This window comes from Streptomyces sp. Qhu_M48, from assembly GCF_051305195.1.
Lineage (GTDB): Bacteria > Actinomycetota > Actinomycetes > Streptomycetales > Streptomycetaceae > Streptomyces.
Genome location: NZ_CP195432.1, coordinates 5,970,422 through 5,984,179 on the forward strand (window position 1 = coordinate 5,970,422; position 13,758 = coordinate 5,984,179).

The window sequence follows — 13,758 nt, forward strand, 5'->3', positions numbered from 1 at the left end:
CCCGGGGCCTCATGAGCCTTCTGTGGATCCGTGGGTCCCGGGATCCGTGGGGTCCGGGATCCGTGGGGTCCGGGATCCGTAGGGTCCGGCGTCAGAAGCGCGCGGGCAGTACCGCCGAGACCCGGGTGTAGACCCCGGGGTTCTCCGCCTGCCCACACCCGCTCCCCCACGACACCAGGCCGACGAGGCGCCCCTGCGCCACGAGCGGGCCTCCGCTGTCCCCCTGGCACGCGTCCTTGCCCCCCTGGGGGTCACCGGCGCACAGCATGGTGTCGCCCCGGTAGGGGACACCGAAGCCGCCGGGGTACGCCCGCTCGCACGACGCGTCCGGCAGCACCCGCACCCGCGCCGTCCGCAGCGTGGAGGCGTACGTCCCGTGACCGGTCGTGTCACCCCAGCCGTAGACGTCCGCCTCCGTGCCCGGCGTGTACGCCGCGTCTCCCGCTCGGGCGACGCCGATCACGTACGACTGCGGAAGGGCGCTCACCAGCGTCAGCACGGCGAGATCGCCCGAGTTGCTCGTGGGGTCGTAGTCGGGGTTGACCCAGGTGTCCGAGATCCGCACCTCCTGGCCGCCCTGCCCGCCCAGCGCCGCGCGGCCCGCGATGACCGCGAAGTCGCGCACCTCCCACGGCTCACCGCCGAGCACCTCCCGGCCCAGGCAGTGGGCCGCCGTGAGCACCTTGGTCGGCGCGACGACCACGCCGCCGCAGAACTGCCCCGCGCGCGTACCTCCGAACCGGTCACGGCTGGACAGCGCCACGACCCAGGGCGCGTCGGCGATCTGGGCCTGCCTGCCGCCCACCACGACGCTGTCGGCGGCCACGGGGGCTGCTGTGGCGAGCTGACCCGCCGTAGCGGCGATCAGGCCCAGAGCACCCGTCAAGGCTCGGGCGAGGGAACCACGCATGGAGTCTCCTGACTCTCCGGTGATGTCGGTTCACCCAGAGTCCAGCACACGCGCGCGCCGTGCACCCGCGCACAGCCGGAGGGCCCGGCTCCCCCTCGGGGAACCGGGCCCTTCCGCGTACCTCTCCGTACGTCGTACGGATCAGTCGAGGTAGTCGCGCAGCACCTGCGAACGCGACGGGTGACGCAGCTTCGACATCGTCTTCGACTCGATCTGGCGGATCCGCTCGCGGGTCACGCCGTAGACCTTGCCGATCTCGTCCAGCGTCTTCGGCTGACCGTCGGTGAGACCGAAGCGCATCGAGACGACGCCGGCCTCACGCTCGGAGAGCGTGTCGAGAACCGAGTGCAGCTGCTCCTGGAGAAGCGTGAAGCTCACCGCGTCGGCCGGGACGACCGCCTCGGAGTCCTCGATCAGGTCGCCGAACTCGCTGTCGCCGTCCTCACCCAGCGGGGTGTGGAGGGAGATCGGCTCGCGACCGTACTTCTGGACCTCGATGACCTTCTCAGGGGTCATGTCGAGCTCCTTGGCCAGCTCCTCCGGGGTGGGCTCACGGCCCAGGTCCTGGAGCATCTGGCGCTGCACACGCGCGAGCTTGTTGATGACCTCGACCATGTGCACCGGGATACGGATGGTGCGGGCCTGGTCGGCCATGGCGCGGGTGATCGCCTGACGGATCCACCAGGTGGCGTACGTGGAGAACTTGTAGCCCTTGGTGTAGTCGAACTTCTCGACCGCGCGGATGAGACCCAGGTTGCCCTCCTGGATCAGGTCCAGGAAGAGCATGCCGCGGCCGGTGTAGCGCTTGGCCAGGGAGACCACCAGACGGAGGTTGGCCTCCAGGAGGTGGTTCTTGGCGCGGCGCCCGTCCTCGGCGATGATCTCGAGCTCGCGCTTGAGCTTCGGCGCGAGCTTGTCCGAGTTCGCGAGCTTGTCCTCGGCGAACAGACCGGCCTCGATGCGCTTGGCGAGCTCGACCTCCTGCTCGGCGTTGAGCAGCGGGACCTTGCCGATCTGCTTCAGGTAGTCCTTGACCGGGTCGGCGGTGGCACCGGCGACGGCGACCTGCTGCGCCGGAGCGTCGTCCTCGTCGTCGTCGGACAGGACGAAGCCCTTGCTCTCGCCTTCGGTCTCCTCCTCCTCGCCCTTGCCGGGCGCGACGTCCTCGAGCGGCTCCTCGCCCTCGGCGAGCTCGTCGGCGTCCTTCTTGGAGGTGGTCTTCTTGGCCGCCGTCTTCTTGGCGACGGTCTTCTTGGCCACCGTCTTCTTGGCGACGGTCTTCTTCGCGGCCGCCTTCTTGGCGGCGGATCCGTCCTCGTCGGACGGGTCGGCGCCCTCGGCCGCGGATGCCGCGGAGGCCGTGACGGTCGTCTTCGTCACGGTCGTCCTGGCAGTGACCGTCTTGGTGGCGGTGCGCTTGGCCGGGCTCTTCGCTGCGACGCTCTTGCGGGCGCGCTTCGGCGACTCCGCTGCACTGACCATCAGCGTCACACCCTCTTCCTCGAGGATCTGATTGAGGCTGCGCAGAACATTCTTCCACTGGGTTGGCGGAATCTGGTCAGCCTCGAAGGCCCGACGCACGTCATCGCCGGCGATCTGCCCATCAGCCTTTCCCCGCTCGATGAGCGCCATCACAGACTCGGACTCGGCGATCTCCGGCGGGAGCGTACGGGATGTGCTGGCCGACACGAACAACCTCTCGGAACGATGGAAACGGCTTCCGGCCCCGCCCTGGATCAGGCTGGAGCCGACGACCGTCGACGGGGAATGTGCCGACGGCGCGGGCTGGACCGGGGAACTGCACAGCGCCTCCATCGGCTGCTGTATTCCTTCCTCGGCTGTCACCTCTTAGGTCATCGCACGGCTCGGAGGAGTGTTACGCCCAATCTTCGTGGCCCGAGTCACACCTCATGTGCGACAAAAAACGCAGAGGAGTAGATAAGGGTACATTCGCGCCGCCGAAACCCGGACGCCACCCGGGGAGTCCCTGCCGGACTCCCCGGGTGCCGTTCGGATCCGGCGGCACGTGATGTCCACGCCACCGCGCTCTCCCGGCCACGGCCCGGGGGTCAGTGTTCGCGGGGGGCGGGGACGACCCGCTCCACCTCGGGGTGGACCGTGAGCAGCTGCCGCATGGCCGTCTCCGCGCCGACGGCGTCCCCCGCGGCGAGCGCGTCCGCGATCCGGGCATGGTGGGAGAGGCAGGCCTCGCTCGGACGGTCGCAGCCCGTGACGGGGCCGCCGGACACCTGGAGCGCGGCGGAGACGATGCCGGAGAGGTGCTCCAGCATGCGGTTCCCGGCGAGCTGGATGAGGAGCGAGTGGAACTCGGTGTCGGCGCGGGAGAAGGTGATGCCGTCCCCCTGGGCGAACGCGTGGCCCATGATCTCGACCATGTCGGACAGACGCTGCTGGATGTCCTCGCGGCCGTGCCCGGCGGCGAGGCGGGCGGCCAGGGGCTCGATCGTCCAGCGCAGCTCGTTCAGCTCGCGGCGCTGGTCGTCCCGCTGCGGGCCGAAGGCGCGCCACTCGATGATGTCGGGGTCGAGGAGGTTCCAGTCGCTGACCGGCCTGACCCGGGTGCCGACGTTCGGGCGGGCGCTGACGAGCCCCTTCGCCTCCAGCACGCGCAGCGACTCGCGCACGACGGTGCGCGAGACCTCGAACCGCTGACCGATCTCTTCGGGGACGAGCGGGCGGTCCGCCCCGAGATCCCCGGCGACGATCATCTGGCCGAGCTGCTGGACGAGCTGCCCGTGCAGTCCGCGCCCCCGGTTGCCGGTGCCGCGGCGGCCGACGCGGCCCAGGTCGGTGTCCACCCCCTCCCAGGAGGGGGGGCCCGCGCGGCCGGCGGCGGGCGCCTCCGCGTAGGGGTAGCGGTCGAGATCGCCCGGGGCGCCGAGGCCGGAGTCGACGGAGCGGGCGGCGGTCATCATGGTGTGCGCAAGGGTACTCACGCATCCTTTGTCGGCGTTGCCTCCGTGGCCCTTGAGGTCTTTGGTGAAAAGCACACGAAAGGGTGATCGTCACCCCCCACACAATTGACGATTAATCAGACATTTCTGGCGGACCCCAAGGGAGTTGGTGGAAAACCGGAATCTTTCGATCCGTAAGTGATCACCAACGCGCCTTACGGCGAAGCCCGGTGAACACATAGGCGCAGAGCAGCCCGGTCAACATCAGCGAGAGAGCCACCCCCGCGGGCTGCCCGAGCACCCGCAGTCCCCCCGCCAGCCACCGGTCCACCGCCGGGGACCACTGCGGTCCGGCGAACTCGCGCAAGCGCGCCGGAAGTCCGGCGACCGACCGCACCGACGGTCCGGTCAGCAGCTTCTGGAGCAGCGGAACGAACGCGACCGGCACCGCGAGGACCGCCGCCACCCCGGCCGCCGCAGCACGGAACACCCCGGCGCCGAGCACCCCGGCCCAGGCGCATCCGACGATGAGCCCCAGCCAACTCGCGCACAGAGTCGGCCAGTTGCCCGGTACGGTGATCAACTCCGCGCCGTAGACGAACCGCAGGACCTCCAGGTCCACCACCACGACGGCCGCTCCGAGCACGAGGGCGACCGCCGCCGCCACGGCGAGCTTCGCCAGCAGCAGCCCCGGCCTGCGGGGCACCGCGCCCCGGCCCGTGGTCAGCGCGGGGTAGCGGTACTCCTCGCCGAAGGAGAAGGCGCCGAGGAGCCCCGCCCCGAGGGCCGCGGGCGGCAACGGCGAGATCGCGGGCCAGCCGGCCAGGACGGCGGGCAGCGCGGCACGACCTCCCCGACCGAGGAGCAGGGCGAGCACCGCGGAGCCGAGCAGGACGGCCGCCACGACGAGCGGGGTGGACGGCACGCCCAGGAGCCGATGGATCTCGTACCGGAGCGGACGCAGCGGCGAACGGGCCGGCCTGCGCAGCGCTCCGCCTCCCCGACCGTCCGTGGTGTCGGGCAGCCCTTCCGCCCGGCGCCCGGCGGCGTCGGGCTCCCCGGGTGCGGCGCCCTCCGGAGCGCGCGGGACCGGGCCACCCCCGGTCTCGGTGGCGAGCCGGTGGATCGGGACGCCGTGACGGAACGCCGTGTCGCCGACGGCGGCACAGTCGCTCCCGTAGACGGAGAGGCGGTTGCCGTCCTCGGCGACCACCTCGACCGGCCGTCGGGCGGCCCTGGCCTCCCGCGCCACGACCGCGGCCAGCCGCGCGGCCTGCGGGGTGCGGACGGCGACCCGCGGACGCAGCCGGGTACGGGCGAACTCGGCGACGTCCTGGTCGGCGACGAGACGGCCGCGGTCGAGCGTGACGACCCGGTCGGCGTTGCGGGCCGCGTCCTTGGGGTCGTCCGTGGTGTAGAGAACCGTTCCGCCGCCGTCCGCGTGAGCCCGCAGCAGCTCGTACAGCCACGCGCCCTCGGGTACGGAGAGGCCCGCGCCCGGCTCGTCGAGCAACAGGGTGTGGGGGTCGCCCAACAGGGCGGAGGCAAGGCCGAGTCTGCGGTCCGCACCGATCGGGAGCGTGCCGATCCGTCGGCGCTGCAGGCCGTCGAGGCCCACGGCCCGCGTCAGCTCCTCGGCGCGCGAGGCGGGAGCCCCGGTGGCGGCGCAGAGCATCCGCAGCTGTCCCCGGAGCGTGCGGGAGGGGTGCCCAGGGATGTCGCCGAGGAGCACGCCCACCTCGCGAGGGGGGTGGGCGAGGCGGTGGAGGGGGCGACCCCGGAAGTAGGTGATCCCACGGCCCGGTTCGAGTTCGAGCATGAGCCGGAGGGTGGTGGTCTTGCCGGCGCCCGGGGAGCCGAGCAGCGCGGTCACGGCACCCGGCCGGGCCTCGAAGGTCAGATCGTCCACGGCGGGCGGGCGGTCGTGGCGGGGAGTGCTGGTCAGTCCGATTGCCTGGAGCATCGCTTCTCTCGCGGTAGGGGACACCGCTCCGCGGCAGGGCGGCGCTACCGCAGCAAGATAACGCTACATTTTGGACTTTCCGTGCAGGGTTGGCGCCCTGGGGTGCCGGATGCGCGCGTCCGTCAGACCTCGGGACGCAGCATCGGCGGGTTGAGGAGGGTGGCCCCACCTGCCCTGAAGAGCTGGGCCGGGCGCCCGCCCTGACGGGTCGTGGTACCACCGGCCGGCACCAGGAAGCCGGGCGTGCCGGTCACCTTCCGGTGGAAGTTGCGCGGGTCCAGGGCGACACCCCAGACGGCCTCGTAGACGCGCCGCAGCTCCCCGACCGTGAACTCCGGCGGGCAGAAGGCCGTGGCCAGGGAGGAGTACTCGATCTTGGAGCGGGCCCGCTCCACCCCGTCGGCGAGAATCCGGGCATGGTCGAAGGCGAGCGCTTCCGGACCGCCTTCCTTCTCCTCGCCCCCGGCGTCCGCGGACTCACCCGCGGCTTCGACGGCCCCGGCGAGCACGTCCTCGCCGAGCAGCTCCTCGACCGGCGCCCAGCGGGCACTGTTCGCGTCGCCGCCCGCCCTGGGCGCGGGCAGGTCCGGGGCCAGGGCCAGGTGCGCGACGCTGACCACCCGCATGCGCGGATCGCGGTCGGGCGCCCCGTACGTCGCCAGCTGCTCCAGGTGTGCGCCGTTGCCCGGCACGGGCGGCGGGGCGGCGGGATCGTAGGCGCAGAGACCCGTCTCCTCGACCAGTTCGCGTGCGGCCGCGGCACCGAGGTCCTCCTCCGCGCGCACGAAGCCGCCGGGCAGCGCCCAGCGCCCCTGATACGGCGCTTCCCCTCGCCGTACGACCAGGGTGCAGAGCGCGTGGCGGCGCACGGTGAGCACGACCAGGTCGACGGTGACGGCGAAGGGCGGAAAGGCCGACGGGTCGTAGGGAGGCATGCCGCGATCATAGTCGTCTTCCTGACGATAAACACGCCCCTCGGCAGGATCGGCGACGGCTTCGGCGCCGTGCCGCGGAGCTTCCCCCGTGTCCGTGTCCGACATCCCGTCACACCCCCAGCTGAAGGCCCTCCGCGGCCTCCTCGACCATACCGAGACCGAGCCTGCCCACCCGTACGGCGAACGGTTCACCCGCCACCACGAGCCCCGAGAACCGGATCGCTCCGACGGGGGCGGAGCGCATCGGGTGGGCCGACACGGACCGCCCCGGTGCGTCGGGCCGGATTCCGGCGAGCGCGAGCAGTGCGTGGACGGCTCCGGCGGCCGCGACGGCCGCCGGCCGGCACGCGGCCGGGTGCGGCACCGGGCGACCGCCCGCCGTCCGCTGCTCCCCCGCGTACATCTCGGGCAGCCGGTACGCGAAGGCCTCCGCCGCGTCGAGCAGCCCACGCAGCAGGGAGGCGGCCTCCTTCTCGTGGCCGACGGCGGCGAGTCCGGCGACGGCGACCGCCGTCTCGTGCACCCGCACGGCACCCGCCCGGTGGCCGAAGGGGTTGTGTCCCGGCTCCTTGACGCCCAGCCCGCGCAGCCCCCAGCCGGAGTCGAGGGCCGGGGCACCGAGCAGCCTCGCCAGCTGTTCGCTCTCCGCCCTGTCCAGCAGGCCCCGCGCGTACCGGCCACCGCCCAGCAGTCCGGTGTCGAGGAGGTGCGCTGCCCAACCGCCCAGGTGGGGCAGACTCCTGCTGTCCGGTCCGCGGGCGGCGGCAGGGCGGCCGCCCGCCGGGTCGTCGAGCCAGAACTCCCGGCGGAAGCGCTCGCGCAGGGTCCGGGCCATATCGCGCAGTGCGTCCCCACCCGGCCTCCCGCACCCGTCGAGCAGGTCCGCCCCGAGCAGGGCGGCGCGGTGCGCGTGCGCCTGTGTCTCGGCCCGCCAGGGTGCGGCGGGCCCCGGGTCCGGCACGAGGCCCGTCCCACCGGCCGCCCGGCGCAGCCAGCCGAGGCAGCGCTCCGCCACGGGCAGCAGCTCCTCCAGGTCCGCCGCCGGAAGCCCCCACCGGCGGGCCTCGGCGAGCACGACCGGAAAGGCGAGGGTGGCCTCGACGCCCGTGCAGCGGGGCGGCAGGTGCGGGCCCGCGTCCCTGAGGGGCCCCCGCATGCGGCCGGCCTCGGGACCGTCACCCGAGAGCTGGGCGCGGCCGAGGGCGCGCAGGGTGGTGACGGCGAGCCGGGTACCGAGGGGCAGGGCCATGCGGGCGGCCCAGAGCGCCTCGGCGGTGACCGGTCCGCAGCGCCAGGGAACGCCTGCCGCGAGGTGCACGTCGGCGGGGTGCGCCGGGTCGCGCTGGAGCAGGGCCCGCAGGTCCTCGACCGACGTCCGCAGCAGTTCCCCCGGTCGCGGGTCGTCGCTCTCGGCATGGGCGTCGGCGAGGAGGTGGCCGCCCGGCCGCCCGGCGCCGCCGCCCGAGGGGGCGGTGGGCCGGGCGGCCGAGCCCTCGTGGATCCGTAGCCGGACCGTGAAGGAGCCTCCGGGCTCCAGCTCGGCCTCCCAGCGCAGTACTCCGGCGGCCGCCAGGGCGTCCATGGGCGGCGGGTCCGCCGTGACGGCGACGGCGCGACCGCCGCCGTCGGTCCAGCGCAGGCCGGTGCCGTGGACGCTCGCGGTGAGCTCGGGTCCCGACCTGCCGGACGCCACCGTGCCCAGGTCCGCGAGATCCGTGCCCAGAGAGATTTCCACGGGGAGCCGGAGCGGACGGGCGACAGCGCTGCGCAGGGTGATCCGCTCGGTGCCGTCGGCGCTCCGCGTGCGCTCGACGGAGAGACCGGGGTCGGGCCCCGTGTCCCCGGGGAGGCGGAGGACACCGAGGAAGACCGCTCGATCGGCTGCCGCCATTCGGCCCTGGAGGGCGACGGGCTCACGCCCCGCCACTCGCAGGACGCAGCGGGACAGGAGCCGTCGCCCCGCCGCGTACACGCCCTCGGGTCCCTCGCCGGTGAGCTGACCGTGCTCCGCGCAGACGGCGAGGGCGGGCAGGGCCACGCAGAGGAGCGCGCCGTGCACCGAGGGAAGCTCTGCGGGGCGCGCGGCACGGGGAGGCGCGACGCCGGGACCGGGCGGCCGCCCGGGCGTAGGCCCGGTGGGGGGTCCGGTGGGACGGCCGGGGGCCGGGACGGGGCTGAGGGCCATGGCGGGTACGGGGTGCTCTCTGTGCGAACCGGGCGGCCGGCGAAGTGACGGCGGGACGGTTCGGACGACTCCGCCAGAGAGCTGAACGCGCCTGCGGGCGGCCGGGTCACGCTCGTCATCGGCCACTCCTGCTGCCGCGCTGCCCGCCGTGCCTCGGAGCGCCCTTCCCCGGCTTGCCCGTGGCGGGCCCACCGGGCCGCACCCCGGCCGTCGGCCGGCGCTCGCCTCCGCCGGGCCGGCGGCCGGGGTCACGCAGGGTCTGCCGCGTGCCCTGCGGGCGGGCGGTGCGCATCCGGACCCGCCGGGAAGAGGCAGCGGCGTCCTGCTCCGAGGCCACTCGGCTGTCCCGCTCGCTCCTCAGGCAGGAGCGGAGCGACTCGGGGTCGAGCCCTTCGTTGCACGCCTGGTGCAGCAGCTGGGCGAAGACGTACTCGGGGTCGGCGTCGAGTGCGAGTCCGAGGGCGACCCGGGCGGTGGGCTCGTCGCCCGTGGACCAGGCCGTCCAGCCCGCGAGGGTGAGGGGCGCGGCGGCGTGCTCCTGGTAGGGGGTGACGCAGCGCCGGGCCAGCACGCGCCAGAGCCGCAGGGCCGCCGTGCCCTCCCAGCCCTCCATCCATTCGGCGGCGCGGTCACGCGTGACGCGGTCCTGGAGACCGATGATCAGCGCGGCCGCTTCGTCGGTCCCGACGAGCGCGTCATCGGCCGCGTCGCCCTCGGCCGTCCACACGACGGCCCTCCCCGCGCCCACCGGGACCGCCCGACCGGCCGGGGCAGCCGGGACGGTCGGGGCAGTCGAGCTCTCCTGGACCCTCGGGTTCTGCGGGTGCTGCCGGCTCTCCGGGCTCTCCGGGTTCTCCGGGTTCTGCGGGTGCTGCGGGTGCTGCGGGTGCTGCGGGTTGGCGAACCGGCGGAGGATCTCCCGGGCGAGTCGCACGGTCGTCTCGCGCACGTCCTGCCGCTCCTGGCCCTCGGCGTCCTCGAGGATCCGGGGGACGATCGACGCGGAGGTCGCGTCCAGTGCCGCACGCTGTTCCTCCTCCCGGGGTCCTCCGGACGGCTTGAACCGGCCCTCCATGTCCCGCAGGGATCCCCGTACCTGGACTCCGGCGTAGGCCGCTGCCGCCGCCATCACCGACGTACCGCTGAGGGCGAGCGGGGTGCCGTCGGGCGGACAACAGCGTGCGTCGGGGCAGCAGTAGGAGAAGTAGAGACCGTCGGAGATGCAGAGGGCCTCGTAGACAGGGATGTCGAGTGCGCCGCAGGCGGTGCGGAGGCGCTGGGCGAAGGGGCGCAGGCGCTCCATGACGCTGCGGCCCGTCTCCCCGGCTGCCGGGTCCTGGCACAGGAAGACGACGATGCCGTCCGGCCGGGTGCCGCTCCTCGCACCTCCCTCGATCAGGCATTCGGCGAGGTGATCGGCGGTGGACGCCCATTCACGGGGCGAGCGCGGAATGCCGAGCCTGACCCGGCCGCCGAAGCGGCCGTGCTCACCGTGCAGGGCGGCCAGGACGACGGAGTCGGTGGGGTGGAAGCCCAGCATGAACGGCAGGGCGTCGGCCAGTTCCGCCGGGCCTCGCAGGGTGATCTGCTGGGTACGGGTGGGTCCGCTGGATTCGTGGTGGTTCGCGTTCATGGTCAGGACGTTCTCGTGATCTCCCGAAATCCGAAACCCCTGTGGATAACTCCCGGAACGCGGCATCCGTCCACCCGTCGAGTTGTCCACAGGTCCGGCGTCTCATTCGCGCGATGTCCGAGGCATCGGGTTGCATGGAGGCATGACCCACGCAGACCCCTTGGAAGACCGCGCCGCCCTGCGGACCGCCGCCGATGCCGTGCTGGCCCGTCTCGTCTCGGACCCGACCGGCAGGGCGAGACTGCGCGAGGACCAGTGGCGGGCCATCGAGGCCCTGGTCGCGGACGGACGCAGGGCCCTGGTCGTGCAGCGGACCGGCTGGGGCAAGTCGGCCGTGTACTTCGTGGCGACCTCGCTGCTCCGCGAGCGCGGCAGTGGTCCGACCGTGATCGTCTCCCCCCTTCTCGCCCTGATGCGCAACCAGGTGGAGGCGGCTGCCCGGGCGGGCATCCGCGCCCGGACGATCAATTCCTCGAACACGGAGGAGTGGGAGACCGTCCAGGAGGAGGTGTCCGCCGGCGAGGTGGACGTGCTCCTGGTGAGCCCCGAGCGGCTCAACAATCCCGACTTCCGCGACCAGGTACTCCCCCGCCTCGCGGCTGCCACCGGGCTGCTCGTGGTCGACGAGGCGCACTGCATCTCGGACTGGGGACACGACTTCCGGCCCGACTACCGCAGGTTGCGCACGATGCTGGCCGACCTGCCGTCCGGGGTACCGGTGCTCGCGACCACCGCGACGGCGAACGCCCGGGTGACGGCGGACGTGGCCGAGCAGCTCGGTACGGGCGCCGGCACGGACGCCCTGGTGCTGCGCGGGCCGCTGGACCGGGAGAGCCTGAGCCTGGGCGTGGTCAGGCTTCCGGACGCGGCCCATCGGCTGGCCTGGCTGGCCGATCACCTCGGCGAACTGCCCGGCTCCGGGATCATCTACACACTGACCGTCGCGGCGGCCGACGAGGTCACGGCCTACCTGCGCCAGTGCGGACACACGGTCTCCTCCTACACGGGCCGCACGGAGAACGCCGACCGGCAGCAGGCGGAGGACGATCTCCAGGCCAACCGGGTCAAGGCACTGGTGGCGACCTCGGCCCTCGGCATGGGCTTCGACAAGCCGGACCTGGGGTTCGTGGTGCACCTCGGGTCACCCTCCTCCCCGATCGCCTACTACCAGCAGGTCGGCCGCGCCGGGCGAGGCGTGGAACACGCGGAGGTGCTGCTGCTGCCCGGGCAGGAGGACGAGGCGATCTGGCGCTACTTCGCCTCGGTCGCGTTCCCGCCCGAGGAGCAGGTGCGCCGCACGATCGACGTGCTCGCGCAGGCCGGCCGCCCGCTGTCCCTGCCCGCCCTGGAACCCTTGGTGGAGCTGCGCAGGACCAGGCTGGAGACGATGCTCAAGGTCCTCGACGTGGATGGCGCGGTGAAGCGGGTGAAGGGCGGCTGGGAGAGCACCGGCCGGCCCTGGGCGTATGACACCGAGCGGTACGCGTGGGTGGCCCGGCAGCGGGCCACCGAGCAGCAGGCGATGCGTGACTACGCGTCGACGACGGGGTGCCGGATGGAGTTCCTGCGGCGCCAGCTGGACGACGAGGAGGCCGCCCCGTGCGGTCGCTGTGACAACTGCGCGGGGGGCCGGTTCGATCCCAAGGTGTCCGACGCGGCTCTGGACGCGGCCAAGGGCGAGTTGGGCCGGCCGGGCGTGGAGGTCGAGCCCCGGAAGATGTGGCCGACGGGGCTCGCCGCTGTCGGGGTCGACCTGAAGGGGCGTATCCCCGCCGCCGAGCAGGCGTTCGGCGGCCGGGCCCTGGGGCGGCTCTCGGACATCGGCTGGGGCAATCGGCTGCGTCCGCTGCTGGCCGACACCGCTGCGGACGGTCCCGTTCCGGACGATGTCGTGCAGGCGGTGGTGCATGTCCTCGGTGACTGGGCCAAGGGGCCCGGGGGTTGGGCCTCCGGGTCGCCGGACGCGCCCGCCCGTCCCGTCGGCGTGGTCACGGTCGCCTCGCACCGCAGGCCGCGCCTGGTGGGTTCGCTGGGCCAACGGATCGCCGAGATCGGCAGGATGCCCCTGCTGGGCGCGGTGGAGTACGGCCCCGATGCGGACGAACTGCGGCTGTCCCGGACCAACAGTGCCCAGCGGGTGGTCGGGCTGCAGCGCACCCTGACGGTCTCCGCCGAGCTGGCCGAGCGGCTGGCCGCGGCGGGCGGTCCGGTTCTCCTGGTGGACGATCTGTCCGACAGCGGCTGGACGTTGGCGGTGGCGGCGCGGCTGCTGCGGCGGGCCGGAGCGGAAGGGGTGTTTCCGCTGGTGCTTGCCGTCCAAGGGTGAAACAGGAGGGGAAACGGGGAGTGAACAATGGGCAACTGGGCAGGGATATGAGTGGCATACCAACGCATTCCCGTCAGCGGCCTCAATTGCTCGTTGCCGCTCGCGCACGGGCCAGCAAGAATTGGGAAACCGCCTCGCACGGCCCGTCAGCGGTCCGGAAGGACTGTGCCGTGGTGCGCCCTCACCCGACCTTGCCCGCCTCGCGGGCGCGTATCCGAAGGGAGGACCGTGACCCTCGGATTCGCTCTGCCCACAGCCACCTCGCCCAGATCTTCGTCCGAGTCCGCCAACCGCCTCGCTCGGATACTCGAACCTGCCGAGTGGTCAGCGGCGGGGATCCCCCTGCTGCGCAATCCGCGTGAGGTCGTCAGCGGCCTCCACTCACGTCACACACCCACGCCCTCGACGGCGGTCCTGGCGATCCTGGACCACGAGGAACGACTCGCCGCCAGCGCATCGTTCGTCCGGCGCCCCACGCCCGCGGACGGCTGGGAGTTCCGCAACGCTCTGCTCGCGCACCTGCGGCGGGTCATCCCGCACGACCTCCGAAGGCGCACGCCCGTACGGACCGCGGTCCTCCTGTACTGCCGGGAGGGCGACGAGCGCTGGACGGAGGAGGACGGGGCCTGGATGTGGGGGCTCCGGGACGCCTGCACCCTGCACGGGCTCCGCTGCGGCGCGTACATCACGCTGACCCGCGGCGGCTGGCAGGTGCTCGGCGAGGGCCGGGGCGGCCGTCGGCCGAGTTCCGACTCGATCCCGCTGCCACTCGGCGACGGGCCCGCCGAACTCGGCCTGCTCACACCGCGAACCGCGAGCGGCGCCGCCGAGCCCCTGCGCCGGGCCGCCGCCCGCTGATCGCTGATCGCTGATCGCTGATCGCGTGAACGA

9 protein-coding genes are annotated in these 13,758 nt (G+C 73.2%); 2 read left to right on the forward strand and 7 right to left on the reverse strand.

Going from position 1 to position 13,758, the window contains the following annotated elements; genetic code table 11:
• Window positions 1–91 precede the first annotated feature (91 nt).
• The 7 genes from ACRRSS_RS26765 to ACRRSS_RS26795 all read right to left on the reverse strand — a co-directional run bounded on the left by ACRRSS_RS26765 (window position 92) and on the right by ACRRSS_RS26795 (window position 10,541).
• The gene (locus tag ACRRSS_RS26765; RefSeq protein WP_435973655.1) at window positions 92–910 is read right to left on the reverse strand and encodes a serine protease; all 819 of its coding nucleotides are present in this window, start codon (window positions 908–910) and stop codon (window positions 92–94) included.
• A 141-nt stretch (window positions 911–1,051) separates the two neighbouring features.
• Window positions 1,052–2,599 carry an RNA polymerase sigma factor gene (locus ACRRSS_RS26770; protein ID WP_435973656.1) on the reverse strand — a complete coding sequence of 516 codons (1,548 nt, stop codon included), beginning with the start codon at window positions 2,597–2,599 and terminating at the stop codon, window positions 1,052–1,054.
• Window positions 2,600–2,979: 380 nt separating this feature from the next.
• Window positions 2,980–3,867 carry a FadR/GntR family transcriptional regulator gene (locus ACRRSS_RS26775; RefSeq protein ID WP_435973657.1) on the reverse strand — a complete coding sequence of 296 codons (888 nt, stop codon included), beginning with the start codon at window positions 3,865–3,867 and terminating at the stop codon, window positions 2,980–2,982.
• A 160-nt stretch (window positions 3,868–4,027) separates the two neighbouring features.
• On the reverse strand, window positions 4,028–5,788 hold the full coding sequence (locus ACRRSS_RS26780) for an ATP-binding cassette domain-containing protein (protein WP_435973658.1): 1,761 nt from the start codon (window positions 5,786–5,788) through the stop codon (window positions 4,028–4,030).
• Window positions 5,789–5,910: 122 nt separating this feature from the next.
• Complete coding sequence (locus ACRRSS_RS26785; protein ID WP_435973659.1) at window positions 5,911–6,723, reverse strand: NUDIX hydrolase; 813 nt, start codon at window positions 6,721–6,723, stop codon at window positions 5,911–5,913.
• 109 nt (window positions 6,724–6,832) lie between these two features.
• A complete protein-coding gene (locus ACRRSS_RS26790) occupies window positions 6,833–8,908 on the reverse strand; it encodes a glycogen debranching N-terminal domain-containing protein (RefSeq protein WP_435973660.1) in 2,076 nt (691 codons plus the stop codon).
• Between the two features lie 115 nt (window positions 8,909–9,023).
• Window positions 9,024–10,541 carry a DUF4192 domain-containing protein gene (locus ACRRSS_RS26795; RefSeq protein ID WP_435973661.1) on the reverse strand — a complete coding sequence of 506 codons (1,518 nt, stop codon included), beginning with the start codon at window positions 10,539–10,541 and terminating at the stop codon, window positions 9,024–9,026.
• Window positions 10,542–10,683: 142 nt separating this feature from the next.
• Here ACRRSS_RS26795 and ACRRSS_RS26800 point away from each other — a divergent pair, with 142 nt between their 5' ends.
• Both ACRRSS_RS26800 and ACRRSS_RS26805 read left to right on the forward strand, forming a co-directional pair.
• Window positions 10,684–12,867 carry a RecQ family ATP-dependent DNA helicase gene (locus ACRRSS_RS26800; protein WP_435973662.1) on the forward strand — a complete coding sequence of 728 codons (2,184 nt, stop codon included), beginning with the start codon at window positions 10,684–10,686 and terminating at the stop codon, window positions 12,865–12,867.
• 228 nt (window positions 12,868–13,095) lie between these two features.
• Entirely contained in the window at window positions 13,096–13,725 is a 630-nt protein-coding gene (locus ACRRSS_RS26805) for a hypothetical protein (RefSeq protein WP_435973663.1), read from the forward strand.
• Window positions 13,726–13,758 lie beyond the last annotated feature (33 nt).